The organism is Streptomyces sp. NPDC040718 (assembly GCF_055593565.1).
This window is the reverse complement of sequence record NZ_JBVIXO010000005.1, coordinates 348356-374220: the sequence shown is the minus strand read 5'-3', so window position 1 is coordinate 374220 and position 25865 is coordinate 348356. Positions and strand designations below refer to the sequence as shown.

General features: G+C 73.8%; 15 protein-coding genes, 1 tRNA gene and 2 pseudogenes. 9 read left to right on the top strand and 9 right to left on the bottom strand.

Features of this window, described 5'->3' with window-relative positions:
• The first annotated feature begins 185 nt into the window (after positions 1 to 185).
• The 3 genes from ACZ597_RS15860 to ACZ597_RS15850 all read left to right on the top strand — a co-directional run bounded on the left by ACZ597_RS15860 (position 186) and on the right by ACZ597_RS15850 (position 3170).
• Positions 186 to 1127: a beta-ketoacyl-ACP synthase III gene (locus ACZ597_RS15860; RefSeq protein WP_007267526.1), complete on the top strand. Its 942-nt coding sequence runs from the start codon at positions 186 to 188 to the stop codon at positions 1125 to 1127.
• 135 nt (positions 1128 to 1262) lie between these two features.
• Positions 1263 to 1347: transfer RNA gene (locus ACZ597_RS15855), tRNA-Leu, on the top strand.
• Positions 1348 to 1580: 233 nt separating this feature from the next.
• Positions 1581 to 3170, top strand: a complete 1590-nt coding sequence (locus ACZ597_RS15850) for a serine/threonine-protein kinase (protein ID WP_471330123.1) — start codon at positions 1581 to 1583, stop codon at positions 3168 to 3170.
• Positions 3171 to 3508: 338 nt separating this feature from the next.
• Here ACZ597_RS15850 and ACZ597_RS15845 read toward each other — a convergent pair.
• Positions 3509 to 4255: pseudogene (locus ACZ597_RS15845) on the bottom strand (IclR family transcriptional regulator domain-containing protein); the annotation flags it as partial.
• Positions 4256 to 5028: 773 nt separating this feature from the next.
• A complete protein-coding gene (locus tag ACZ597_RS15840) occupies positions 5029 to 5559 on the bottom strand; it encodes a sigma-70 family RNA polymerase sigma factor (RefSeq protein ID WP_471329628.1) in 531 nt (176 codons plus the stop codon).
• Between the two features lie 553 nt (positions 5560 to 6112).
• Between ACZ597_RS15840 and metG the strand changes: the two genes are divergently transcribed.
• Together metG and ACZ597_RS15830 are read left to right on the top strand one after the other, a co-directional pair.
• The gene (gene metG, locus ACZ597_RS15835) at positions 6113 to 7828 is read left to right on the top strand and encodes a methionine--tRNA ligase (RefSeq protein WP_471329625.1); all 1716 of its coding nucleotides are present in this window, start codon (positions 6113 to 6115) and stop codon (positions 7826 to 7828) included.
• Between the two features lie 159 nt (positions 7829 to 7987).
• Complete coding sequence (locus ACZ597_RS15830; protein WP_471329622.1) at positions 7988 to 9199, top strand: glycosyltransferase 87 family protein; 1212 nt, start codon at positions 7988 to 7990, stop codon at positions 9197 to 9199.
• A gap of 201 nt (positions 9200 to 9400) precedes the next feature.
• On the opposite strand, the gene ACZ597_RS15825 is transcribed toward ACZ597_RS15830, so the two are convergent.
• The 3 genes from ACZ597_RS15825 to ACZ597_RS15815 are packed head-to-tail and all read right to left on the bottom strand — an operon-like array spanning position 9401 to position 13565.
• Positions 9401 to 10063, bottom strand: a complete 663-nt coding sequence (locus ACZ597_RS15825; protein ID WP_471329619.1) for a response regulator transcription factor — start codon at positions 10061 to 10063, stop codon at positions 9401 to 9403.
• Complete coding sequence (locus ACZ597_RS15820; RefSeq protein ID WP_471329616.1) at positions 10051 to 11376, bottom strand: sensor histidine kinase; 1326 nt, start codon at positions 11374 to 11376, stop codon at positions 10051 to 10053. The genes ACZ597_RS15825 and ACZ597_RS15820 overlap by 13 nt, the downstream gene beginning before the upstream one ends.
• Positions 11376 to 13565 carry a UvrD-helicase domain-containing protein gene (locus ACZ597_RS15815; RefSeq protein WP_471329613.1) on the bottom strand — a complete coding sequence of 730 codons (2190 nt, stop codon included), beginning with the start codon at positions 13563 to 13565 and terminating at the stop codon, positions 11376 to 11378. The genes ACZ597_RS15820 and ACZ597_RS15815 overlap by 1 nt, the downstream gene beginning before the upstream one ends.
• Before the next feature lie 379 nt (positions 13566 to 13944).
• Between ACZ597_RS15815 and ACZ597_RS15810 the strand changes: the two genes are divergently transcribed.
• Positions 13945 to 19719 (top strand): AAA domain-containing protein, encoded by a 5775-nt coding sequence (locus ACZ597_RS15810; RefSeq protein WP_471329610.1) that lies wholly within the window; start codon positions 13945 to 13947, stop codon positions 19717 to 19719.
• Between the two features lie 36 nt (positions 19720 to 19755).
• Here ACZ597_RS15810 and ACZ597_RS15805 read toward each other — a convergent pair.
• A pseudogene (locus ACZ597_RS15805) lies at positions 19756 to 19938 on the bottom strand (YfcC family protein); the annotation flags it as partial.
• 501 nt (positions 19939 to 20439) lie between these two features.
• On the opposite strand from ACZ597_RS15805, the gene ACZ597_RS15800 reads away from it, so the two are divergent.
• Both ACZ597_RS15800 and ACZ597_RS15795 read left to right on the top strand, forming a co-directional pair.
• Positions 20440 to 21039, top strand: a complete 600-nt coding sequence (locus ACZ597_RS15800) for a hypothetical protein (RefSeq protein WP_471329607.1) — start codon at positions 20440 to 20442, stop codon at positions 21037 to 21039.
• Between the two features lie 84 nt (positions 21040 to 21123).
• Positions 21124 to 21900 carry a bestrophin-like domain gene (locus ACZ597_RS15795; RefSeq protein ID WP_471329604.1) on the top strand — a complete coding sequence of 259 codons (777 nt, stop codon included), beginning with the start codon at positions 21124 to 21126 and terminating at the stop codon, positions 21898 to 21900.
• A gap of 58 nt (positions 21901 to 21958) precedes the next feature.
• On the opposite strand, the gene ACZ597_RS15790 is transcribed toward ACZ597_RS15795, so the two are convergent.
• The 3 genes from ACZ597_RS15790 to ACZ597_RS15780 form a co-directional block, all read right to left on the bottom strand.
• Complete coding sequence (locus ACZ597_RS15790; RefSeq protein WP_471329601.1) at positions 21959 to 23134, bottom strand: MAB_1171c family putative transporter; 1176 nt, start codon at positions 23132 to 23134, stop codon at positions 21959 to 21961.
• The gene (locus tag ACZ597_RS15785) at positions 23131 to 23688 is read right to left on the bottom strand and encodes a toxin-antitoxin system, toxin component (RefSeq protein WP_471329599.1); all 558 of its coding nucleotides are present in this window, start codon (positions 23686 to 23688) and stop codon (positions 23131 to 23133) included. Before ACZ597_RS15785 ends, ACZ597_RS15790 begins: the two co-directional genes overlap by 4 nt.
• A gap of 64 nt (positions 23689 to 23752) precedes the next feature.
• On the bottom strand, positions 23753 to 24421 hold the full coding sequence (locus tag ACZ597_RS15780) for a helix-turn-helix domain-containing protein (RefSeq protein ID WP_471329596.1): 669 nt from the start codon (positions 24419 to 24421) through the stop codon (positions 23753 to 23755).
• A 218-nt stretch (positions 24422 to 24639) separates the two neighbouring features.
• On the opposite strand from ACZ597_RS15780, the gene ACZ597_RS15775 reads away from it, so the two are divergent.
• On the top strand, positions 24640 to 25626 hold the full coding sequence (locus ACZ597_RS15775; protein WP_471329593.1) for an MmyB family transcriptional regulator: 987 nt from the start codon (positions 24640 to 24642) through the stop codon (positions 25624 to 25626).
• Positions 25627 to 25865 lie beyond the last annotated feature (239 nt).

Genomic DNA, 25865 nt, shown 5'->3' with positions numbered 1-25865 from the left:
CTCGCGTACACCTGACGAGGACATTGTCCCGGATCTGCCGCCGCGGACGGTTCCGGCAGGAAGTTGCTCGGAATGCTCCAAATTCCAGTGGCGGAATCCTGTTGGGTCACGCGCACCCGTACCCGCCGGTAGCAGGCAAAGCTGGGTCAACCTGACTGCCTGCCGTACAGAGGGGGACCCCGCCCATGACCGGTTCACGCGTGGTGGCGCTAGGGCACTACCAGCCCGCGAAAGTGCTCACCAACGAGGACCTCGCGGCCATGGTCGAGACGAACGACGAGTGGATCCGCTCCCGTGTGGGCATCCGCACCCGCCACGTGGCGGGTGCCGACGAGCCGGTCGACGAGCTGGCCTACCAGGCCGCCGGCAAGGCCCTCGCGCACGCCGGCCTGAGCCCCGACGACATCGACCTCGTCCTCGTGGCCACCTCCACCGCCATCGACCGTTCCCCCAACATGGCCGCGCGCGTCGCCGCCAAGCTGGGCATGCGCGGCGCGCCCGCCGTGATGGACATCAACGTCGTCTGCTCGGGCTTCACCCACGCCCTGGCCACCGCCGACCACGCGATCCGGGCGGGCTCCGCCACCCGCGCGCTGGTCATCGGCGCGGACAAGATGACCGAGATCACCGACTGGACCGACCGCACCACGTGCGTGCTGACCGGCGACGGCGCGGGCGCGGCCGTCGTCGAGGCCTGCGAGGAACCCGGGATCGGGCCGGTGCTGTGGGGCTCGGTCCCGGAGATGGGCCACGCCGTGCGGATCGAGGGCACGCCCCCCGTCTTCGCGCAGGAGGGCCAGTCCGTCTACCGCTGGACCACCAGCCAGCTCCCGCCGCTGGCCCGCAAGGTCTGCGAGAAGGCCGGGGTGACCCCCGAGGAGCTCGCCGGGGTCGTGCTGCACCAGGCCAACCTGAGGATCATCGAGCCGCTCGCCGCCAGGATCGGTGCCGTCAACGCCGTCGTCGCCCGCGACGTCGTCGATTCCGGGAACACTTCCGCCGCGAGCATCCCGATGGCCCTCTCCAAGCTGGTCGAACGCGGAGAGATCCCCTCCGGCGCCCCGGTGCTGCTCTTCGGCTTCGGCGGCAACCTCTCCTACGCGGGTCAGGTCATCAGCTGCCCCTAGGGGCCGGCGCCCGGCATGCCCGCAGGTCAGCGCGGCGTGGCGGACCCGGCGGCCCCTCGTGAATGTGGTCGGAAGCCCGGCGATCCCCTGCTATGGTTGTCCATGTCGCCGCGGGAAACCGGGGCCGACCACCTGGTCCGGGTGGCGGAATGGCAGACGCGCTAGCTTGAGGTGCTAGTGCCCTTTATCGGGCGTGGGGGTTCAAGTCCCCCCTCGGACACACAGAGAAGGAACCCCACTCCGGTGGGGTTCTTTCGCGTTTCCGGGCGGAGCCGGGCCCCTCCCGGGGTGAAGCCCGGGTGAGCTCGCCGCAGAACCGGGTGGCCGGATCCGCCCGTGCGGCATCATGGGGCCTGACCGGGTCAAGGGGGGAACGTGTCGCAGGACGAACCGCGCAACGACGTCGTGATCGCCGGGCGGTACCGCCTGGGGAAGAGGCTGGGCCGGGGCGGCATGGGGACCGTCTGGCAGGCCTCGGACGAGCTCCTGGGCCGCGCGGTCGCCGTCAAGGAACTCCACGTGGGCGAGGGCAAGGAAGCCGCGGGAGCCCTGCGCGAGGCCCGCACCGTCGCGCAGATCAAGCACCCGCACGTCGTCGTCGTGCACGACGTCGTCGAGGACGACGGCCGCCCGTACATCGTGATGGAACTCGTCGAGGGCGGCTCGCTCGCCGACCGCCTCGGCGCCGCCGGGCCGCTGGACGCCGGCGAGACCGCCCGCATCGGGCTCGCCCTGCTCGGCGCCCTGAGCGCGGCCCACGACCGCGGGGTGCTCCACCGGGACGTCAAGCCCGCCAACGTCCTCATGGAGGCCGGCACCGGACGGGTCGTGCTCACCGACTTCGGCATCGCCCGCCTCGCGGGATCCACCACCATCAGCGAGACCGGGGCCTTCGTAGGCTCGCCCGAGTACACCTCCCCGGAGAGGATGCAGGGAGGCGTCGCCGGGCCCGAATCCGACCTGTGGTCCCTCGGCGCCCTGCTGTGCGCCGCGCTGACCGGCGAGTCGCCCTTCCACCGGGATTCGCTGGGCGGGGTGCTGCACGCCGTCGTCTACGACGAGATCCGCCCGCCGGTGCAGGCCGGCCCGCTGACCCCGCTCATCCGCGGCCTGCTGGAGCGCGACCCCGAGCGGCGGCTGGGCGTCGCGGACGCCCGGCGGATGCTGTCCGCGTACGTCACCACCGGCAGCCTGCCCCTCCTCGACCGCACCCCCGGCCCCGCCCGGCCGGCCGGGCCCGCCGCCCCGCCCGGGTACTCGCCGACCGAACGCGTCACGGCGCAGACCGGCCCCACCGCGGATCCGGGGCCCCGCCGGGCCGGCCTGCGCGTCGGGCTGGTCGCCGCGCTCGTCGTGGTGGCCGTCATCGGCGCCGTCACCCTGACCTCCCTGCTCTCGGACCGCGCCGGGGACAAGGGCCGGGCGGGCGGGCCGGGCGACCCCGCCTCCCCCGCCCCCGGAGTGACCGCGTCCGCCCCGCAGTCCCCGACGCCCACGGCCCCCGCGACGCCCACGGCCCCCGCGGCGGCCACGGCCACGGCGACGACCACGGTGACCGCGCCGGCCCCGGCACCGCCCGCGCAGCCGGCCCCCGGCAAGTCCGCGCCGGCCGGGTACCGCTTCGTCTCCGACCCGGACGGCTTCGGCCTCGCCGTACCGCAGGGCTTCCAGCGCACCACCGACGACCAGCGGGTCTTCTACGTCTCCGCGGACGGTGCGATCCGGATCGGCATCAAGGTGAAGCCGGCTTCGGGCGGGCCGCTCGCCGCGATGCGGCAGTCCGACGCCAACGGCCCGTCCAACAACCCGGGGTACCGCGACAACACCATCGTCCCCACCACGCACGACGGACTGCCCGCCGCCCTCTGGGAGTTCACCTGGAACGGCTTCACCGCCGCCGAGGGGCCCCGGCACACCTTCGACCTCTGCTGGGACGAGAACGGCCGCATGTACGACGTCTGGGTCTCGGCGCCCCTCGGCCGCCTCACCCAGGCCAGGGGCCACTTCGACGCCGCCCTGGACTCTTTCGTCCCCGTCGGATAGACGCGGCCGGAGGAGACGCCCTAGGAGTCCGTCGGCGCCGGCCGGGTGCCCAGCACCACCAGGCCCTCCGGGGCCGGGAGGCTGCCCGGGGCGAGCGGGCCCAGGGTCTGCGGCAGCGCGAGGCGCGGCCCGTCGCCCTCCGGGGGCGCGTCGAACAGGTACGCCGCCCCCGACGCGGAGTCGCTGACCAGGTGCGGGCCGCCGGCCGACGCAGTGAAGCGGGTCAGTGGGGTCCGGAAGAGGCGGCCCAGCTGGCGCAGGGTCTCCGGGGCGGTGGCGGCGGCGGTCGGCGCGGGGGGCGCGCCGTCGGCCGGGGCGTCCGGGGGGATGGCACCGGACAGCAGCAGCGCCAGCAGCACCGGGACCGCCTTGCGGCGCAGGGCCTCGGTCGCGGAGCCCAGCCGGTGGGCGTGCTCGGCGGGCAGGGACAGGGCCAGGCTCCCGGCGGCGTCGCCCGTGGCGATCGGCACGGCCGAGCAGACGACCCCGGGGGAGTACTCGCGCAGGTCGAACACCGGGGAGCCCGGGGCCACCGCGTCCAGGGCGCTGAACAGGGCCCGGCTGTCGGTGATGGTCCGCGCGGTGAGCCGGGTGGGGCGGTGGCGGGCCACGTGGTCGGCCCGGCCGTCGTGGTCGAGCTGGGTCAGCAGGCACTTGCCGACCGCGCTGGCGTGCGCGGCCGCCCGGAAGTCCACCCACTCCCGCACCGGCGGGGCCCCCGGCCCGTCCGCCATCTGCGTGATCCGGACCTCGCCCTCCGCGTACCGGCTCAGGTACACGGCGGCGCCCGCGCTGTCGCGGGCCAGCGCCAGGGTGCGCTGGAGCTGGCCCGCCAGGCCGGTGCCGCCCGGGGCGGCGAGCCGGTCCAGGGCCGGGCCGGGCGCGTACACCCCGGGGGCCGGGCAGTACGCGTACTCCTCCTCGCGCAGCATCACGAGGAGCGGGCGCAGCTCCGCCGCGGCCAGCCCGGACCGCCGTGCCAGCCCGGCCGCGCGGACCCCGAGCGGGTGCCGCTCCAGGACCCGTACGACGGCCAGCGCGCGCCGCGCCTGGGCCAGGGCCTCTCCGGTGTCGGACTGGACCACCGTCCCCCGCGCGGCCGACGTCAGCGCGGGGTGGCGCAGCGGGCCCGGGCCGGGGCGCGGCCGCGCGGGTGTCAGCGGGGGCGGCGGCAGGAACGCGGCCAGCACCGCGGGCAGCCCGGGCCTGGGCAGCGGCACCGGGCCCAGGTCCGGGTCGTCGCACTGGTCGACGTACCGCAGGACGGCCGCCTGGGCGCACAGCCGCACCTCGCGCAGCTCGCGGCGGCCGCCGGGCCTGAAGCCCCGGCGGCCCAGCTCGCGCGCCCAGAGGCGGGCGTCGTGGTGCTCGCCGCGCCGGGAGTGGTCCAGGAAGAGGCAGTAGGCGGCCGGAGCGGTGCGCGGGCCGCCGGAGCCGGCGGCGAACTGCCACCAGAAGCGGGAACCCTCGCGCAGCCCGGCCAGGTACAGGAGGCAGCCGAAGACGACCGCCCCGGGCAGGTCGCTGTGCCGGCTCTCCAGGAAGGCTTCGAGGTCGGCCCCGGAGCGCGGGTCCCCGACCACGGCGAGGCAAGCGGCCTTCAGGTCCCGCCGGGCCCGCTCCGATTCCAGCGGGCGGTCCCGGGCGGGGTCGCTCCAGCCGAAGGGCCGGCGCCGGCTCCGGGACGGGGCGGCCGCGGGGGCACCCGGGGCTCGGGGCACGCGCAGCAGCCGGGCCTCGGCCGCGCCGAGGTCGTAGTGCGGGTAGCGGTCGCGGACGCCCGCGCGGGCCAGGAACTCCGCCAGGGAGCGGGGGGCCGCCGCACGGCCGCCGCCGGGGCCGGGGTCCTCGCCGGGCCTCATGACCCGGCGGACGTGTCGAGCAGCCGGGCGAGGCGCCGGTGGGCCTGGCCGAGCTGCGAGCGGACGGTGGCCTCGTCGACGCCCATCACCGCGGCGGCCTCACCGGGGGTGCACTGGAGCCCGTAGCGGAGGAGCACCGTGTCCCGCTGCCGCTCGGCGAGCCGGGAGACCGCCGAGTAGAAGCGGATGGTGTCGGTCAGCACCTCGTACTGGTCGGAGTGCGCTTCCTTGAGGGCCGCTTCGAAGGCGCTGATGTCCATCGGCTCGGGGCGGCGCAGGCGAGGGTCGCGGCGCTGCTGCCAGTCGACGATCCGCTGTTTGAGCACGGTCCAGGCGTAGGCGTCGAGGCGGTCCATGTGGAGCATGCGCAGCCACTCGTTCATGATCGAGTCGAAGGTGGCGTCCACCGCGTCCTCGGCGGCCGCGTCGGAGCCGAGCTGAAGGTACGCGAAGCGCATGTACGCGGGCCGCCGGTTCGCGTGGAAGGCCCAGTACGACAGGCGCGCGGTCGGATCCCACTGACTCATGGGCGTCGGCTGCCGCCGTCGGCTGGGCAGTCCCACGGCCCCGCCGGACTCCTCCGGTCCGCCATCGTTCACCGTTCCCCACCTCATCCCCTGTGCGGGGTCCATGAGAACAGCGCGTACGCCCCACGAGGGGGCGGAGGAGCAACATGAGGGGATTAGGTCCGGTGGTGATCGAATGGTGACCGATGCCGATCACGCGAGGTGCCGGGGAGCCCGAACGCATATGCCGGGTCCGGCGGGCGGGCCGGCCCGGGTCCGGCGGGAGGTCCGGTACGCCGTCCGGTGCGGGGGCTTCCGCGCGGTCCGGTGCCCGGGCCCGTACGCGGTCCGGTGCGCGGACACCGGTCGGGGCCCCCGCGGTGCGGCTGTAGCATGGGCCCATCGCGAGGGCCGTGACGGAGAGGTCACAGTCCTCGCTTTTGCGTTGCGTCCCGGCGCCCCGCCCCCGGACCCCCGGGAAAAGCCGACGCGTGGCCTTCCGGCGGTTCGATACGATGAACCGCGCGTTGTCACGCGTAGATCCGTACAAATGAAACGAATGGAGCATCCGAGGATGGCTCGACACCTGATCACCAGCGCGCTTCCCTACATCAACGGGATCAAGCACCTGGGCAACATGGTCGGGTCGATGCTTCCGGCGGATGTGTACTCCCGGTACCTCCGCCAGCGCGGCCACGACGTCCTGTACATCTGCGCCACCGACGAGCACGGCACCCCCGCCGAGCTCGCCGCCAAGGAGAACGGCATCCCGGTCTCCGAGTTCTGTGCGCAGGCCCACGACGCCCAGAAGGCGGTCTACGACGGCTTCGAGCTGTCCTTCGACTACTTCGGCCGCAGCTCCTCCCCGCAGAACGTGGAGATCACCCAGCACTTCGCGCGGCAGCTCCAGGCCAACGGCTTCATCGAGGAGCGCGCGATCCGGCAGGTGTACTCGCCCGCCGACGGCCGCTTCCTGCCGGACCGCTACGTCGAGGGCACCTGCCCGCACTGCGGCTACGACAAGGCCCGCGGCGACCAGTGCGAGAACTGCACCCGCGTCCTGGACCCCACGGACCTGATCGAGCCCCGCTCGGCCATCTCCGGCTCCACCGAGCTGGAGGTCCGCGAGACCAAGCACCTCTTCCTCCTCCAGTCCAAGCTGCAGCACGAGGTCGAGTCCTGGGTCGCGCGGCACGAGGACGAATGGCCGCAGCTGGCCTCCTCCATCGCCCGCAAGTGGCTGACCGAGGGCCTGCACGACCGCGCCATCACCCGCGACCTCGACTGGGGCGTCCCGGTCCCGGCCGACACCTGGCCCGAGCTGGCCGCCGAGGGCAAGGTCTTCTACGTCTGGTTCGACGCGCCGATCGAGTACATCGCCTCCACCAAGGAGTGGGCCGACGCCGACCCGGCGAACCGCGACTACAAGGCCTGGTGGTACGAGGCCGAGGACGTCCGCTACACCCAGTTCATGGCCAAGGACAACGTCCCGTTCCACACGGTGATGTTCCCCGCCACCGAACTCGGCACCCGCGAGCCGTGGAAGATGGTCGACTACGTCAAGGCCTTCAACTGGCTGACGTACTACGGCGGCAAGTTCTCCACCTCGCAGAAGCGCGGCGTCTTCACCGACCAGGCGCTGGAGATCCTGCCCGCCGACTTCTGGCGCTACTTCCTCATCGCCAACGCCCCCGAGTCCGACGACTCCTCCTTCACGTGGGAGCACTTCGCGGCCACGGTCAACAAGGACCTCGGCGGCACCCTCGGCAACTTCGTCAACCGCGTACTGACCTTCTCCCGCAAGAAGTTCGGCGACGAGGTCCCCGCGGGCAGCCCGGCGGGCGAGGCGGAGGCCAGGCTCGGCGAGCAGATCGCCGAGCTGCTGGCCGAGTACGAGGGCCACATGGAGACCCTCCAGTACCGCAAGGCCGCCGCAGCGCTGCGCGCCCTGTGGTCGGCCGGCAACGCCTACCTGGACGAGAAGGCCCCGTGGCTGGAGGTCAAGACCGACCTCGACGCCGCGGCCCTCACCCTGCGCACCGCGATGAACCTCATCCACCTCTACTCGGTGGTTTCCGAGCCGTTCATCCCCGCCTCGGCGCGCGCCATGCGCTCCTCCTTCGAGCTGGCCGGCGACACCGCGACCTGGGTCACCCCGGAGCAGGCCAAGGCGCTGGACACCGTCCCGGCCGGGACGCCGTTCACCGTGCCGCCGGTGCTCTTCGCCCGGATCACCGAGGAGGACCTGGAGTCCTACCGCGAGCGCTTCGGCGGCAACCCGGAGGCCTGAGCACTCCCGTCACCGTCCTGAAGGGGCGCGGCCCGTGCGGCCGCGCCCCTTCGGCGTACCCGGGGGCGCCGCCGGGCCCCGATGGTAGGCAAAACCCCACCCCGACGACTCCACCTGGGCGTGCAGACCCGGCCGGGGCCCCGCGGCTGGAATGGGTCCATGACCCGTTCCCGTACCGTCCGGTGGACCGCCGGCTGGCTGCTCGCGGCCGCCTGGGCGCTGTCCTTCCCGCTGTTCTCCTCGCTGGCCCCGCACCGGCTGTGGGGCTGGTGCGCGGCCGCCGGATACCTGGCGGCCGCGGCCGCCACCGCCCTGGGCCGGCGCCGGGAAGCGCTCGCCGCCGCCCTGCTGGGCGCGGTGGCCGTACCGCTGCTGTACCTGGTGCTCACCGGACAGGGGCAGTCCGAGGTCGGCGTCATCGAACGGTCCGGGCGGCTCCTGCTGGAGACCGGAAGGCCTTACGTGGACCGGCCCGCCGGGGTCGGGGAGTACACCCCCTACCTCCCCGGCACGGCCCTCCTGGGCATCCCGCGCGCCCTGCTCGGCGACGGCTCCGGCGACGGGCACCAGTGGGCGGTACGACTGCTGGGCGACGCGCGGATCTGGTGCGCCGCCGCCCTCTTCGGCGGGATGCGGGCGGGCCGCCGCCTCCTGGGCACCGCCCCCTCCCCGCTGCTCCCGCCGCTGGTGGCTTCGCCGGTGGTGGCGCTCCCGCTCGCGGTGAGCGGGGTGGACCTGCCGCTGGCGGGGCTGTGCTGCCTGGCCCTCGCGGCGGCCGCCTCCGGCCGCCCGGCGGCCTCCGGGGCGGCCCTGGCCGCGGCGTGCGCCCTCAAGTGGACGGCGCTGCCCGCGGTGGCGGTGGCGTGGGCCCTCCTCGCGGCCTGCCGGGGCGGGCGGGCCGCGCTGCGCTGCGCCGGGGTGACGGTGCTGGGGACGGCGGCCCTGGTGGTGCCGGGCCTGCTGCTCCAGCCGGGGGAGCTGTGGCGGCAGGTGTTCGCCTTCCCGACCGGGCGGGCCGAGGTGCCGACCCCGGCGAGCAGCCCGCTGCCGGGGCACCTGCTGGCGGAACTCGGGCCGTGGGGCTGGTACCTGACGGTGGGTCTGCTGCTGCTCGGCGGGCTGGGGGTGGCGCTCTCGCTGCTGGTGCGCCCGCCGCGCACGGTGGTGGCCGCGGCCGACCGGCTCGCGCTCGGGCTGACCCTGGCGTTCCTGCTGGCCCCGGCGGGCCGCTTCGGCTACCTGGCGCTGCCGCTGCTGCTGGTGGCCTGGGCCCGGTCCGCGGCCCCGGCCGGCCCGGCCGCCTCCCGGATCGTGGCGCGCTCCCGGGAGGGGGTCAGCGGCCTCCCTCGTACCGGATCACCCGGCCGGTGACCGCCTTCCGGAGCGGCTGCATCCTGTCGGCCGGCTTCTGGACGTCGCCGGTCCGGCCGTCGGACCACTGCCCCGGCGCGACCACCACGCCCCGGCCCCAGCGGGGCCATCGGCCGGTCGTCGACGGTGGCGGCCGGAGCGGCCGGGGCCGCGGGGGAGGGCGTGGCCGCGGGTGAATACCCGCAGGTCACAGCCGTATCACTAGGCGGACGCTGCGGTGCCGCGCATATGGGCCAGAACGGCCAGAACGCGGCGGTTCCCCTCCGTCGGGTCCAGGTCCAGCTTCGAGAAGATGCTGCTCGCGTGCTTGACGACGGAGGCCTCGGTGATGAACAGCCGTGCCGCCAGGGCCTGGTTGTTGAGCCCCTCCGCCATCAGCGCGAGCACCTCCCGCTCGCGCGGGGTGAGGCGGGCCAGCGGCTCGTTCGCCGGCCGCGGCGCCAGCAGGACGCGGACCACCTCCGGGTCGATGACCGTCTGCCCGTCGTGCACCCGGCGCAGCGCGTCGAGGAACTCGGTCACCTCCCCGACCCGGTCCTTCAGCAGGTAGCCCAGCCCGGCGGCCGAACCGCCGGTGAAGAGCTGCGTCGCGTACGCCGTGGCCACGTACTGCGACAGCACCAGGACCGGCAGGGACGGGTCCGCGGAACGCAGTTCCAGCGCGGCCCGCAGCCCCTCGTCGCGCAGCCCGGGCGGCATCCGCACGTCCGTGACCACCACGTCGGGCCGCTCGGCCGCCACGGCCCGCAGCAGGGCGGGGGCGTCCCCGACGGCGGCGAGCACCCGGTGGCCGCCGAGCGTCAGCAGTTCCGTCAGCCCCGCGCGCAGCAGCACGGAGTCCTCGGCCAGGATCACCCGGAGCACGGGACCTCCACCCTCAGTTCGGTCGGCCCGCCCACCGGACTGGACACCGTCAGCCTGCCCTGCAACATCGCCACCCTGTCCGCGAGACCCGCCAGGCCCGCCCCCGCGCCGGGATCGGCCCCGCCGCGGCCGTCGTCGGTGATGGTGAGGGTGAGCCGGTCGCCCTCGACCCTACCGGCGACGCCGACCCGCGAGGCGCCGCTGTGCTTGGCGGCGTTCGCCAATGCCTCGGCGACGGTGAAGTACGCCGTGACCTCGACGGTTTCGGGCAGGCGGGGCAGCTCCAGGTCCACCGTGACCGGAACGGGATGGCGCAGTGCCACCTCCGCCACCGCCGCCGCCAGCCCGTGGTCGGTGAGCACCTGCGGGTGGATCCCCCTTACGAGGTCCCGCAGTTGGGTGAGGGCCAGCCTGGCCTCCTCGCGGCCGCGGCCCACGAGCGCGGCCGCGTCCGCGGCCTCCGGGTGCTCCCGCAGACGCAGTTCGGCGAGGCCCAGGGTCATGCTGAGGGCCACCAGCTGCTGCTGGGCCCCGTCGTGCAGGTCCCGCTCGATGCGCCGCCGTTCGGCTTCGAAGGCCTCCACCAGCCGGACCCGCGAACGGGTCAGCTCCAGCACCCTGTCGTCCTCCGCCCGCGGCCCGAGCAGCAGCCGGGCGCACTTGACCTGCGCCCCGGCGATCAGCGCGCCCGCGTACGCGGCCAGCACCAGCCCGGCCAGCCCCACGGCCGTACCGCCCAGCGCCTCCACCGGTCCGGCCACCGCCTCGCCGGGCACGAGCATCACCGGTTCCGGCGCGAGCGCCCACACGATGACGGGGGAGGCCACCAGCATCAGGGAGAACGCCAGCAGTGACAGCAGCCCGAAGCCGGCCGCCCCGAAGACCACCCCGAGCAGGGCCGCGTACCCGAACTCCCGCCAGGTGGCGCGCTCGCGCAGCCGCGTCCGCAGCCAGGCGGCCGGGCCGGCCCCGGCGAGCGAGGTGTGCGGGTCGGCCACCGGCTCCGGCTCCACCCACCGCAGCCGGTGCCGCTCCAGCTCCCCGAGCGGCACCGCCCCCGCGAGGGCGCCGACCAGCAGCAGCAGTCCGACCCCGGCCACCGCGAGCACCACCCCGAGCCCGACGAGCAGCACCAGCGCGAGCAGCACCCCGTACCCGAGCGGGAACCCGCTCCCGAGGTACGCCCAGCACCGCCAGGGCCACCACGACCCCAGGAACCGCAGCGGTTGTCGCACCACCCGCCAGACGGCGACGGGCGCCTCGCCGGCCCGCCCGGCAGCAGCAGCAGCCGGCAGGCTCGCCTCTGCTCCCATTACGTGTGGCCCGGCGCGTCCGGGAGGAACGCAGTGAGCAGAGGCGAAGGCGACCCGTGCCACGAGACCGCGAGCGCGTCCCGCGCCCGGGTGCAGGCGACGAACAGGAGACAGTGCTCGGCGGTGAGATCGGCCTGGTGTTGCAACGGATCGACCTGCGGGGGCGTGACCTGCGCGGGAAACGGCAGCACCCCCTCGTTGACCCCCGCCACCGCGACGCAGCGGAACTCAAGCCCCTTCATGGCGTGCATGGTGGCGACGCGCACCCCGCTCACGGCGGGTCCCGTGGCGTCCTTCACCGCGACGGCCGGGATCCCCTCCCGCCGGAGCCGGGCGAGCAGTGCGTCGACCAGGGTGTTGAAGCGCGCGCAGACGGCTATGTCGGACGGGGCCACCCCGTCGTCGTCGGTCCAGGAGCGCACCTGCTGCACCACAGCCGTCAGTTCCTGCTCCTGGGTGGGCCAGCCGCGGGCCGACGGAGCCCGGCCGTGGAGCTCGGACCGGTACCCGGCGAGGCTGTCGGCCGTACCGTCGTCATCCTCACCGAGCCGCCCGATGCGCCGGCCGTCCAGCAGGGCCGTGGACCAGGTCAGGATCTCCTCCGTGCTGCGGTAGTTGAGGCGCAGGCGCGTCGAACGGCCGGTGACGTGGACACCCAGCGACCGCAGCGACACGCGCGAGTCGTAGACGCGCTGGTGCGGGTCTCCGACGATGAACAGGTCGTCCGCTCCCCGGGCGACGCTCGCCCGAAGCACCCGCCACTGGCTGGGGTGCAGGTCCTGCGCCTCGTCGACGACGACGTGCGCGTAGCGGGGACCCTCGGTGGCCAGCAGCTCCGCGGCCTGGGCGCACAGCTGGGGGTAGGTCGCCGTGTCCCGGGAGGAGACGACCGCCGTGAACTCCCGCAGGGCACGCCACAGCTGGTCGCGCTGTACCGGTCCGACGGGCGTTCCGCGTCCCTTGCGCAGGACCCGCTGGTATTCCTCCGGGGTGCGTACGTCCTGGGCCAGGACGACATGGCGGAGCTCCTGCGAGAGGAACTGTTCCGGCCAGGGCAGTTCGAGGCGCTTGCGGATCGAAGCCCACACGCTGCGCTCCGCGGCGGTCCCGAGCGGTCTGGGCACGCGGCCCCGTGCCTCCCGGATGACCCGTGAGGCCAGGGAGTCGACCGTCGTCACGTCGACGCAGGACAACAGGGCGCCGTCCGCCTCTCCGAGGAGCAGCGCCAGGTTCTGCCTCAGGGCGTCGGCCATGGCGTTGGTGTAGGTGGCCAGCAGGATCCGCGCGTCGGTGTCGCGCCCGGAGCGGCGCAGCAGGTGCCTCACCCGGTGCAGGGCGACGACGGTCTTGCCGGTTCCGGGACCACCGGTGACCTGCGCCGGGCCGGAGTAGCTCGGCAGGTAGGCGGTCCTGCGCTGGGCCGGGTGGAGGAAGACGCGCCACCGGGCGAAGTCGTCGGCGAGCACGCGGTCGAGTTCATGCGGTCCGGACACGTCGACGATGCGGTGCGGCGTGCTGCGGATGGCTTCCCCGAGGTCGGCCGGCGGCCACGGTCCGGACGCGGCGGCGGTCGGTCGGCGGGCGGTGATCAGCTGCTCCCAGATCTCGTCGGGGCCGAAGCCCTCGGCGAGGTGGTCCAGCACTTCGTGCTGGTCCGGAGGCATCAAGGGGGGTGCGACGAGCCTCAGGTCGTCCCGGTCGACGCACAGCCGGGCCAGGCGCAGGGTCTGCTCGTCGATTCCCAGGTTTCGCAGCACGCTGTCGGAATGCCCGGAGAAGAGCCGGGCCGGCGCGGCTTCGGCCTTGTGCTCGAAGAACGGCCGCATGTCCTCCAGCGCCGCGACGTTGCGCACCTCCAGGGCCCCGGTGGCGGAGTTGACCGAGTACGCGCGCTTGCGGGCCCAGGCGATGGCGTCGTCGTGGTGGGCGACGCGAACGAGCAGGAACGTGTCACTGCCGTCGTCGGGGGCCAGGACCACGCCCCGGTAGGCCTTGCTGATGCGGATGGTTCGGATCCGCGGGTCTCGTGCCTGCCGCAGCTGCTCCAGGTGCAGGCCCTTGCCCGCGTGCAACTGGTCGACGGTGAGCTGCTGGAACATCCGGACGGCATCGCGGACCGCGGAGCGGACGTGCTTCTCCAGACCGTCGTACTCGTCGAAGAACTCCTCCGAGATGGCGAGCCGGGGCATGGGTCTCCTCGTACTGGGCGGCGGGGCGGCTCGTGCCAGCGTACGTAGTCCTCGCTGGTGAGGCGTCAGCACTCCGCTGAGAGACGGCTCGAGGCCGGATCCGCCGCCGAGGCCGCCGGCCGACATCACGCCTCCCCGGCAGGACGCTGTGGTCGTCAGCTCCCTCCACGAGGCCGCGATCCCGCCCTCGGCGCCCTGGACGAGGGCGGGGACTGGCGCGAAATGTCCCTTGTAGGGGACTGCTAGGGTCTGCCTCGTGTACTGAGTTCACATGCTGCCGGGAGGGGTTGCGCAGGCCCGGCGCGCCGGCGCGGGCGGACGGCGGTGTGCGGACTTCCAGCCCGCCGCGCAGCGGCGCGCAGCTTCCATGGGGTGATGTGTGAGTTCCAGGGACGTCGAGACGATCGACGACGGTATCCAGCCGGTCGGTTCGACCCATGAGTACGGCGACGGACTGCGCCTCCTGGTCGGGGAAGTCCACTCCTACCAGCCGGCGGACCCGGGATCCGTCTACGGGTACCGACCCGGCGACGATCTGATCTCCTGCACGGTGTCGCTCACCAACGGCACCCAGAGCGCCTTCGACCTGGGCGGGATCGAACTCGTCATCCGGTGCGGGGCCAACGGCAAGGCCGCCCGCAGGGTCCTCGACGACAACTCCGCGGTCCTCGACGAGGACCTGACGGGCACTCTGCGACCGGGCAGAACCGTTTCCGCCACCTGGGCCTACAGCATTCCGTCCGGGACGGCCGACGCTCTCGACATAGAGGTCTGCTTCCTGTCCCGCCACGACCGCGAGAGCGCCACCTTCAGTACGGCCCCGGCCGCGGCCCCCGACACGGCCGTTCCGGCGGTGGCGCCCGCTCCGGCGGCTGCGACCCAGCCGTCGAAACGTCATGACGAAGCTCCGGTGGGCCTCGTAGCGCCGGTGGACCCGCGCGTTCCGGCGCCTCGGACCGAGAGACCCGGCCCGGCCGTGTCCGCCGAGCCCCCTGCGGACCCCGCCCGGCCCGGGCGGACCCCCGCCCCGGTCCGGACCGGCGGTCCCACCCCCACCGACCAGGACAAGGTCCGACAGATCTTCCGGTTCCTCGCCGCCGCGGAGGAGTCCCGCACCCGGCCCGTGCGCACCCTCGACGGAGCCCAGGGCACCGTCTGGTTCGCCGACCTGCCGGACGGCGCCGGCATCGCCTCGGTCCTCGAAGGGCCCGTACCGTCCGGCGAGGGCGCCTGGCTCACCGTACGGCGGCCGCAGCGTGAGGAACCCCCGCTGCCGCCCAAGCGGCTGGAGCCCTGGGTCGACGCCGACCGGATCCGCGACTTCGCCGCCGAGCACCCGCCGCACCTGCGCCGCCGCATCGAACCCGCCCCGGCGCGCTTCACCCACGGCATCGCGCTGGACAAGGTCTACCTCGAACTCGACTCGCACCCCGACCGGGAGAAGATCGAGAAGCAGTACGCCGCCTGGGAGGCGGCCTGGCGGCCCTGGGCGGCCCGGCGCCGGGAGATCGAGCCCAGCGTCAAGCTGTACGACCGCCTGCACAAGATGCACGAAGACGCCGCCAACCTCGGAGAGTCCTACGAACTGGTCATCGGATTCGGTCGGCTGACCTGGCAGTCCACCGACGGCGCCCGCGTCGAGCGGCACCTGCTCACCCACCGTGCCGTGCTGAGACTGGACGCGGGCACCGGCACCCTCCTGGCCGCTCCCGACACCAGTGCCCCGGGCTTCCAGCTGGAGGAGGGCATGCTCGACGCCGAGCAGCACGTCCAGGGCCTGGTGCGCGAGGAGATCCGCGCCGCCCTCGAACGCGCCTCCGATGCGACCGAGACCAGCCAACTGGACGAGCTCGAAACCGCCCTGCGCAGCTGGGTGAACGCCGCGCACAGTGCCGGCCGCTACTCCTCCGGCGACGAGCGCGTCACCCCGCAGTCCCTCGCCGCGCCCGTCGTCGGCTTCACCCCGGCCCTCGTCCTGCGCGAGCGGACCCGACGCTCCACCCTCGAAGCGCTGGGCTCGATCGCGGCCCAGGTGGACCGGGGAGCCGAGCCCACCGAACTGCTGCGCTACATAGCCGGCGGGGAGGGTGCCCGAGCCGCCGGCGAGCAGCCGCCGTCCGAGAGCGCTCGGCCGGAGCTGTACTTCGCGCTGCCCGCCAACGAGGAGCAGCGCACCATCGCGGAACGCCTCCGCGGCAACCGGCTCGTCGTCGTCCAGGGCCCGCCCGGCACGGGCAAGACGCACACCATCGCGAACCTGGTCACGGATCTGCTGGCCCAGGGCAAGAGGGTGCTCATCACCAGTCACACCCCGCGCGCCCTCCGCGTGGTGCGGGACAAGCTCCCCGAAACCGTCCGGGACCTGTGCGTCAGCCGCACCGAGGACGGAACCAGCGCGCAGCGGGAGCTGGAAGCCTCCGTCCAGACCATCCTCGGCCGGTTCGCGGGCTACGACCCCGGGGCTTCCCGGCGCGAGATCGACCAGCTCACGGCTCGCCTGGCGAACGCCCGGAGCCGTCAGTCGACCCTGCTCACCGAGCTCGGAATGCTGCGCGACCAGGAGACCCGGCATTTCGAGGCGGAGATCGGCGACTACTCCGGCAGCCTCCAGCAGATCGCGGCGCGACTGGCCGCCGAGACCGGCCGCCACGAATGGATCGGGCCGGTACCGGCCGACCAGCCCCGGCTCACCTCGGCCGACGCCCTGACCCTGATGCACACGACGCGGGCCTACACCCCCGCCGTGCAGGCGCTGGCGGCCGAGGTGCCCGGTCCGGCGGAGCTCCCCTCACCGGGTGACTTCGAGGAGGCCGTGGAGGCCGTACGCGCCTCCGAGGACGCCTACGAGGCCGTACGCGGCGAGCCCGTGGCGGCCGCGTACGACGAGCTGGTCGGTGTGCTGACCGACACGGAACAGCGGCGGCTCGGTGACGCCCTCGGCGCCTTCGCCCTGGCCCGAGCGGCCGCCACCGCGAAGTGCGCGCCCCTCGGGGAGTGGGCGCGTACCGCTCTGGACGGTGCGCTCAGCGGCCGGGACCAGGAGGTCCGGTCCCGCCACGACGCGGCCGCCGAGGCGCTGGCGGCGGCGGAGGCGGCCCTTGCCACGCTCGGCACGGCCCTGGTGTCCGGGATCGAGAGGTTCGAGCCCGCCGAGGCCCTTGCACGTGCCACCACCCTCCACGACGGCCTCGAACAGGGGCAGAAGCTCCGCGGGCCCCTGGGCATCCGCACCAAACTCGCCAAGGCCGTCGGGACCTTCGTCGAGCAGGTGCAGCTGGACGGGCGCGCCCCCGACAGCGCCGACAGTGCGGCGAAGGTGCTGGCCCGCGTCCAGCTCGAAGTGCGCCTGGCCCGGTTCGAGGCCGAGTGGTCCCGCCCCCGGCAGGGTTGGGCCGGACACGCTCCGCGACTGGCGGGTCTGCGCCAGGAGATCGAGTGCCTCGCTGCCCTGATCCAGGTCGTGGCCGCACGCGCGGAGGTCCTCGCCGCCGCGGCCATCGCGCCGGAGCTGGCCCACGCTCCGTGGCACGAACTCCCCACCGAGACCGCGGTACGCAACCTGCTGCGGGTCGGCGAGACGCTGCGGGCCGCGGAAGGGCCGCGCCGCCTGCTCTCCACCGCCGCCGACCTGCTGCGCCAGTGGACGGACCGGCCCGGCGCCGCTCCCGCACTGGCCGCCGCCCGCGAGGCCGTGGTCGGCCAGGACCGTGCCGCCTACCGTGCGGCGTGCGAGCAGCTGGCGGACGTACGGGAGGCCGCGCGCCTGCGGTCCGCGCACGACGCGGCGTACACCGCGGTCCGCGAGGCGTTCCCGGCGCTGGCCGAGCGCATCGTCGCGACCGCCGGCGAACCGGACTCCGGCTGGGAGCCCAGACTGGCCGGGATCACCGAGGCCTGGGCCTGGTCGGCGTGGCGGGACCGGATGGAACGGCTGACCGACCCCCAAGCCGAACGCAAGCTCACCATGGGCCTCGCAGAGGCAGACGACGAGATCCGGATCACGCTGAGCAGGCTGGCCGCCGCCCGCGCGTGGAACGGCTCCCTCGCCATGCTGACGGGCGATCAGACCACCGCGCTGAAGGCCTACCAGAACGCCGTCCGCCGCATCAAGGGCAAGTACCAGCACCGCTACCGCCGCGACGCGCAGGCCGCGCTGCGCGAGGCGCAGAGCGCGGTACCCGCCTGGATCATGCCCCTGCACCAGGTGGCGGAGACGGTGCCGATGGACCGGCCCGGCCTCTTCGACGTGGTCATCGTCGACGAGGCGAGCCAGTCCGGCCTGGAGGCCATGCTGTTGACCTGGCTGGCCGACCGGATCGTGGTCGTCGGCGACAGCAAGCAGGTCAGCCCCTCCAACGTCGGGCTCAAGCACGACGAGTACTTCAAGCTCCAGGACAAGCTGCTCACCAGCCTGGACCCGGCGCGCAAGGGGCTGTTCGGCCCGGAGAGCAGCTTCTTCGACCTCACCGAGGCACTGGCGGCGGGCCGTGGCACGCTCATGCTCAAGGAGCACTTCCGCTGCATGCCCGAGATCATCGGCTTCTCCAACCACCTCTGCTACAACGACGACCTGCTGCCGCTGCGCCAGTACGGCGCGGACCGGCTGCCCCCGGTGCGCCGCGTGTACGTGGAGACCGGGGAGGCCGTGGGCAAGGACTCGCGCCTCGTCAACTCGCAGGAGGCCCGGGCCCTGGTCGACGCACTCGCCGAGTGCTGTGCGGACCCGGCCTACGCGGACCGCACCATGGGCGTCATCAGCCTGAGGGCCAGCAAGGCGCACACCCAGGAGCTGGAGAACCTGCTGGCCGCCTCGCTCTCGTACGAGGAACGGGAGGCCCGCCAGATCCGGGTGGCCGACGCCGAGGGATTCCAGGGCGACGAGCGCGACGTCATGTTCATCTCCTGCGTGAACTCGGCGACGACGGACGCCGGGCGGGTGCCCGGCGGCTACAGCGGAAAGAACTACGAGCAGCGGATCAACGTGGCCGCCTCCCGGGCCAGGGACCAGGTGTGGGTCTTCCACAGCGCGAGGCCCGAGGAGTTCCACGAGAACGACCTGCGCCGTCACTACCTGGACCACCTGTCCAGGCCCGCCGAGGAGGCGGAGGCCGCCCTCGCCGGAGAGGTGTCGGCCGACCAGCGGCACGAGGCCTTCGAGAACCTGCTCCAGCAGCGGGTCTTCCTGGAGCTCGTCTCCGACGGCTACCGGGTGCGCCCGCAGTACCGCGTGGGACGGCACGCGATCGACCTGGTGGTCGAGGGAGGCACCCAGCGGCTCGCCGTCGAGTGCGACGGCGACAGCTTCGCAGAGGGTGAGGACGCCTCCGTCGTCGCACAGCGCCAGCGCGACCTGGAGCGGGTGGGCTGGACTTTCGTCCGCATCCGCGGCAGCCGTTTCCACCTCGACCGGGAACAGGCCATGGCGCCCCTGCGCGAGGAGCTCGCCCGGCTGGGCATCGAACCCGTCGCGGACGAGCCGCAGCCGGACGGACCCACCGACACCGGTCGGCCGGAGGACGCCGACCCGGCCGCCGCAACCGGGACCCCGGCCGGCGAACAGCCGGCGACAGCACGGCCGGAGCAGCCGGAGCGACCGGCGCCGGCCGAGCCGTCGGAGACCCCGGCGCGGGCCGACACCTCTGCCCGTCGGCAGTCCGATGAGCGTGGTGGCCCGCTCACCTTCCGCCAGGGCGCCTTCCCCGTACGCTCGGTACCGCCCGCCTGCTACCGGCGGGTCCTGGTCGAACTGCAGAACCTGCGCACCGCACTGGGCAAGCCGGACGAGACGCCCGCCGGGGTCGACGCGGCCAACCTGGTCTTCCTGCGCAAGACGCAGAACGACCGGCGGGACCGGTGGGAGCGCCGGGTGGCCTACCTCCAGGGCTTCCTCGACCAGGTGTCGGCGGACCACGACGCCGGTGCTCCCGAGGTCGTCGTGCCCGGTGCGCTCCTCGCACTGGAACTGGACGGCGAGGACGACGGTTCGCTGTACGCCGTGGCGGAACTGCCCGCAGCGGACGAGGACGTCGTTTCGCCCTCCTCGGAGCTCGGCCAGGCACTGATGTGGCAGCCCGTCGGCCAGGAGGTCGAGTACCTCGGCGCGGGCGGCAGGCGGCGGCGTGCCGTGATCCGGGGCATCCGCGCGGAGGCCTGAGGACGGGCGCGGCGGTGCGGACGGGAAGACCGACCGTCACATCGCCGCGCCCACCGCCACGAAGCCGCAGATCAGCACGGACAGGATGGCCGGCAGCGGCCAGACGAAGCGGAGGTACTTGTCGTAGCCGACCTTGGCCAGGGCGACGCCGCCGGTGGTGACGGCCGTCGTGGGGACCAAGGGGTTCATCCAGCCGCTGGCCGCCTGCCAGGCCTCGACCCGGTGGTAGGTGCCGGCGACGGGCGCACCCGTTTCGCCCCGGTCGTACAGCCCGGCCGGGACGAGGAAGGCCAGCAGCCAGACGGTGACCGTGGCCAGGGCCAGGATCGTCGGGGCGCTGGGAAGCGGAGCCCCTTGGCGGGGGCCGGCGGCTCCGGCTCCGGCTCCGGACCGGGCTGCGGACCGGACTCGGGTTCCGGTTCCGGCTTCGAGGGGGCGGTCCGATCGTCCGCTGCCACGCGCCACCCTCCCTCTGCCGCGCCCCGCCGGGCCGCGGATCCGCTGCTCCGATGACCGGCCGGGCGGGCGACGGCCGCCGCGGCGTGGTGGGCCGCAGGGGTGAGCGCCCACGGCCCGCCGGCCCGGCCCGGGGTTCCGCACGGGGCTCGAATCGAGCCCTCGCACAAGGATCTTGACCTCTCCGGCGCGTGTCCGAAGCCGGGCCTTGATCGTTTCTTCAGCCGTAACCCTCATATCGGCTGCCGGATCGGGAGGACCGCGGTGACGGCTTGGCAGTACTTCGCCGGGGCGGGGCTGGTCGCCGCGCTCTGCCCGCTGCACGGCCATGTGGCGGTCGCGGGCGACGGCCACGGCCGCGGGGCGCGGGTCGACGTGTGCGTGCCGGCCGGGCCGCCCAAGCCGCCCGGGGTGCGGCCGCCCGCCATGCCGCCCCCGCCCGTGGCGCGGCCCGGCCGCCCGTCGCCGGCGCCGCCCGTACGGGTGACGGTGCCCGGCGCCGTCCGGCCCACGGTGCACCACCCCGGCCACGCGCCGGGGCTCGCGGAGCAGCCCGCGCCCGGGGCGGCCGCACCGGGCGGTCCGCCGCAGCCGCCGCAGCCGCCGCAGCCGCCCCAGGCTCCGCCGGCGGAGCCTCCGGCGGCCGGAGAACCGGAGCCGGCCCCGGCCGATGCCCCCGCCCCGCCCGGGGCCGGGGCCGCCGTCGAGCGGGTGAGCAGGTTCCCCGTACGCCCGTACCACTCCGCGGCACTGCAGCGGCGCGGCCCGGACGGCCTGAGCACCGTGATGCTGATGGTGGTCGTGACCACCCCGGCCGTGCTGGCCGCCGCCGCGCTGCGCCCCCGCTCCAAGAGCCGGAGCTGATGGCCCCGGCCCCGGGCAACCGCCCCATCCGCACCCGCATCCACACACCCATGCGTCCGCGCATCCACGAACGGGAGATCCCTCGTGTCCGAATGGCTGGTCCTGGCCATCGCCATGGCGCTCGTCTGCGCCCTCGTCCTCGCCATGACCGTGGTCCGGCACCGCCGGGTCGCGGACGACGAGGACACCAGCGAAACCCCCGACGTCATCGAGTACATGACGATGATGGTCGGCGTGGTCTACGCGATCGTCCTGGGCCTCGCCATCGCGGGCGTCTGGGAGGCGCGCGGCGCGGCCGAGGACAGCGTGCGCCGAGAGGCCCAGTCGCTGTACGAGGTCACCCAGCGGGCGGACGTCTACCCCGGGCCCGTCCGCGACCGGATCCGCGGGGAGGTGGACGCGTACGTAGCCCACACCGTCAGCGTGGACTGGCCGCGGCTGGTCTCCGGCCAGGACGCCTCCGCCGAGGGCGCGCAGCTGCTCGGCAAGCTGCGCACCGACGTCACCCACCAGAGCCCCGCCAACGAGCTCCAGGCCCAGGCCTACCAGCCGCTGCTCGACCACATCGCCGCCGCCGACGACGCCCGGCACTCGCGCACGCAGAGCGACGAGTCCACCCTTCCGAGCGTGGTCTGGTTCGGGCTGGTGGTCGGCGGCGTCGTCACCATCGGGCTGATCTTCACCCTGCAGATCCGGCGTTCGGGGCGCGAGCTGCTGCTGGCCGGGCTGTTCAGCGCGCTGATCGTGTTCCTGCTGTTCATGGTGTGGAGCTTCGACGCCCCCTACGGGCGGGACGGGACCGACTCCGCCGGGCCCTTCCAGGACCTGTTCCCGGCCCTGTCGGTGACGGCCTCCCGCTGAGCGACGGCGACGGCGCCCACGGACGCGCCCGCGTCCGCGACCGCCCGGCCCCGGCGGTTCAGCCTCCCGCCGGGGCCACCTGCCGGCGCACGGCGGCCACCAGCGGCGAGTGCCGCAGGGCGTGCGAGATCCGTACGAGGTCGCGCGGCCCGTCGGCCAGCAGCGGCACCCGCTCCTCGTCGCCGTTCCCGGCCCCCTCGGAGTCGGCGGCGCCGGCCTGTACGGCGGCCACCACCATCGCCGCGTCCGCGACGGCGCGGGCCGTCTCCTCGTCCGCCCCGGCCGCCCGGGCCCGCTCGTAGGCGCTGTCGCGGTGGCGCCGGTCGAAGGCGGGGCCGAGGCGCAGGAAGCCGTCGTGGATGTCGGACTCCCGCTGGATCACCCGGATCGCGGCCGGCGACCACCAGGACATCCGCACGCAGGGCGTGCCGCGGGGCGCGGTGCTCTGCACCTCGCGCCACAGCGCGCCGAGGTGGCGGTAGGTGCTCCAGGTGCGCCAGCTGTCCGACACGCGCTGGCACACGAGCGGCAGTACGAAGCCCACGGAGCTGACGAGGGCGGCGAAGGAGGCCAGCGGCGGGGCGAGGTAGGTGCTCAGGTAGTCCAGGTCGTGGCCCAGCCAGCGGGCGGCCACGGCGGACATCTTGGCCGCGTCGTAGGCGAGGCTGATGGTGTACCCGGCGACGATGATCACCAGTCCGGCCCGGAGCCAGCCGCGGACCCGAAGGGACCAGCGCCAGCACATCGACACCATCATCAGCACGGCGGCGTTGTGCGCCAGCAGGTAGGCCGTGATCATCAGGCGGATGTAGGGCGTGTTCGCGTAGTAGGTGTCGAAGTCCCGCAGCCGCTCGACGGGGGCGTCACCGAGGGCGAACAGGACGACGATGGCCGCGACGACCACGGAGTAGCCCGCGATCCACCGCTGCGAGGTGCGGCGTATCTCCTCCAGCGGGCCGCCGCGCCAGTTGAAGACGAGGACCAGGCAGGAGGCGCTGAAGGCGGTCATCAGGCAGTAGACGAGCGGGGCGGAGAAGTTGGGGACGCCGGTCCAGCGGTTGACGGCGGCGATGGTGGGAGGGGCGGCGAAGGTGAACACCGCGCCGCCGAGGAGGAGCAGGACGAAGACGGACCGCAGGAGCGGATCGCGCCCGTTGGTGCGCAGCGCCGGCAGCTTGCACACGAGGGCCAGTGCCATCGCGGCCGCCGGGATGTAGTAGTCCGGTCCGCTCAACGGTCGTTCCTGCGCCCCCGGTAGCCGAGCGAGGTCTCGATCCGGCCGGCCAGCTCGTCCTGCTGGGCCGGTGGTCGCTGCCCTGCCGAACCGGCCAGCCAGGTGCGGCAGCGGCTGCCCAGGAGGAGCCCGAAGCTCTCGGCCTCCGTCTCCTCCTGGACGTCGGCCCGGGTCCGGGCGGCGACGCTGCGGACCGTCTCGCCCAGGTCGGCGGCGTCGGTCAGCAGGCGGGCGGCCACGGCGGCCCCGTCGACGTGGTGGCTGCAGTGGCCGGCCTTCATGTGCCACAGTTCGTGGCCCAGGATCACCAGCTGGTGGTCGGGGGCCGTGCGCTCCTCGACGACCACCAGGTCCCGGTCCGCCATGTCGAGCCAGAGGCCGCTCGCGGTCCCCTGCGGGAACGCGGCCATCCGGAACTCCACCGGGCGGCCGCGGTGTCTGCTCATGCCCTCGCAGAGGGCGGCGTAGAGGTCCAGCGGTTCCACGGGGGCGGCCAGCTTGATGCCGGACACCAGCTCCGCGCACAACCGCCGCTGCGCTCTGCCTATGCTCACCGTTCTCCCCGTCGGCGCGGATCCGGATCAGGACTCAAGGATCAGATCCAGACTTTCGACTGGGTCATGATTCGTTCGGTTTGACGCTTTCGAGAAGCATGTCCAGCCATTCGGTCACCTTGTCCCGGTGCTTGTCGCTGGGCAGTTGGGCGGCGCGCCAGGCGATGCCCCGTACGCCGTGGTTCTGGAGGAGTCTTGCCAGCGGATCGCCCGCCGAAGCCGATTCCGCCGGTACGGTCTGCCGCTCGCGCCCGGCGAAGTCCTGGAGCAGCTGCTGCTCGGTGCGCTGGAGGGCGTCCGTCAGGGCGTCGGCGTCATGGGCGGTGAGGAAGCCCGCGTGCACCCCGAAGAACCGCTGGATGGCGTCGCAGTGCTCCATCGTGGGCCGCCGGTCGCCGTTGATCAGGGCGCCGGCCTGCTGCCGGGACATCCCGGCGCCGTCGGCGATCTCCTGCTGCGTGTAGCGGCGGCCGTTGGGTTTGACCCGGGTGCGCCGGAGCAGGTCCAGGCGCTGGAGGAAACGTGCCTGGAGGTCGGGTTCGCCGGCCCGTCGCCCGTCGAGCAGGGTCCTGATCACATCAGTGGGAACCCCGGACGCCTCCGAGAGCCGGCGGAGGTCGAAGACCTGGTTCGGGTCGCGGCCCATTTTGTTCGCCAATTCGGCGACCCGCGTGACGGTCGCTGCCAGGGGCGCGTTGGCCACCGCGACGGGAGCCGGGAAGCCGTCTGTCACCAGTGGTTCTCCTAGATCGCGCGAGGTCAGTGGGCACGTGGTCGGCCTAGAGGAATCTATCCGGTTTGTTTTGGGAGAGCCAGAACTTGCCACAGCTGTGGCGGGAATGAGCTGTCGCTCGGCTGGAATTGCCACAATAGTTGACACTCGAATGAAGTCGGTAGCAGGATCGCCACACGGAAATGAAGATCCAGACCGTTGAGGAGGGGGAGCTCTCGGTGCCACATCTCGCAGCGGTGGGCCCGTCTGATGGCCTCGTCCGAGCCGGTGAGGAGCGCCTGGCGGGCGAGGAGCCCCGCGGCGCAGTGCGGTCGGAGCGGCGCAAGGAGATTTTGCGCCAGCGCCGCGAAGAACTGGGCCTGAGCCAGGAGGACGTAGCGTCGCGGTTGCGCATCAGCGTGCGCGCGTACGGAAACTGGGAACGCGGGCTCGTCAAGGAGTGGACGGACCGCAAACTCCTCGCCCTGGCCGAGGCCTTGGAGATGAGCGAGCGGCAGTGCTTCTGGCTGTTCCGGGTCATGGTCGACCGGGACCCGCCGCCCACCTGGCGCGCGGCCGAGGAGAGCCGGCTGCCCCAGGATCCGGCCCAGCGCGACTACCTGGTCGACTACGCGGCCCTCATGGAGGCCGTGCCCTACCCGAGCTTCCTGGTGGACCACCGCTGGGACGTGGCCCTCACCAACTCGGCCTTCGACCGGCTGTTCCAGTCGGTCCGCCCCCACCCGACGGCCCTGCCGGACGACAACTTCCTGCGCTTCGTGCTGTTCCACCCGGACGCCGCGGCCGTGCTGGAGGATCACGAACCGGCCTGGTGCGTACCGCTGTTGGCCCAGTTCGCAACCGCCCTCGCCGAGGCCCCGGAGGACGAGGGGCTGCGGAGCATCCGCCAGGAGGTGGCCCGGGACCCGTTCATGGAGGCGGCCTACCGCTACGGGGTCCCGCACTGGCTGACCACCCACGGGGAGGCCGCCGCCGAACAGGACGGCGCGGTGCGGACGGTGCGCCATCCCGACCCGGGATGGGGCCTGGTGCGGTGCCGGATGGTGGCGGAATCCAGCCGAATGCTGGAGGGCATGGGCCTCACCCGGATCACCCTCGTGCTGTCGGCCCCGCAGGGCCTGCCGGCCGGTCCGGTGCGCGGCGGAGCGGACTTCCCCCAGCAGCAGGGCGCGCGCCTGCGGGCCGTGCCGCCGCTGGGGGAGTGAGGCCTCGGGGGAGACTGGTCCCCTGAAGCGCGTGCCACGGCCCTGCCGGGGCGGGGTCGGAGATCCACCGTTATACCGACCGCCTGGTTCGGTCCGTGCCGATGCCACGATCCGCGACATCGCGCGGACGCCACGGATCGTGGCATCCCTGCGGCCGTCGCCGGAGCCGTGGCTTCGCCCGTGCCCGGGTCATCCCCGGGCCGTGGCCGCGGCCACGACGGCGGAAAGGGCGGAAACGG

Excerpts from the sequence above, each read along its gene's own strand:
- ACZ597_RS15860 (WP_007267526.1), top strand. The coding sequence starts at position 186 with ATGACCGGTTCACGCGTGGTGGCGCTAGGGCACTACCAGCCCGCGAAA.
- ACZ597_RS15850 (WP_471330123.1), top strand. The coding sequence starts at position 1,581 with ATGGGGACCGTCTGGCAGGCCTCGGACGAGCTCCTGGGCCGCGCGGTC.
- ACZ597_RS15840 (WP_471329628.1), bottom strand. The coding sequence starts at position 5,559 with ATGAGTCAGTGGGATCCGACCGCGCGCCTGTCGTACTGGGCCTTCCAC.
- metG (WP_471329625.1), top strand. The coding sequence starts at position 6,113 with ATGGCTCGACACCTGATCACCAGCGCGCTTCCCTACATCAACGGGATC.
- ACZ597_RS15830 (WP_471329622.1), top strand. The coding sequence starts at position 7,988 with ATGACCCGTTCCCGTACCGTCCGGTGGACCGCCGGCTGGCTGCTCGCG.
- ACZ597_RS15820 (WP_471329616.1), bottom strand. The coding sequence starts at position 11,376 with ATGGGAGCAGAGGCGAGCCTGCCGGCTGCTGCTGCTGCCGGGCGGGCC.
- ACZ597_RS15815 (WP_471329613.1), bottom strand. The coding sequence starts at position 13,565 with ATGCCCCGGCTCGCCATCTCGGAGGAGTTCTTCGACGAGTACGACGGT.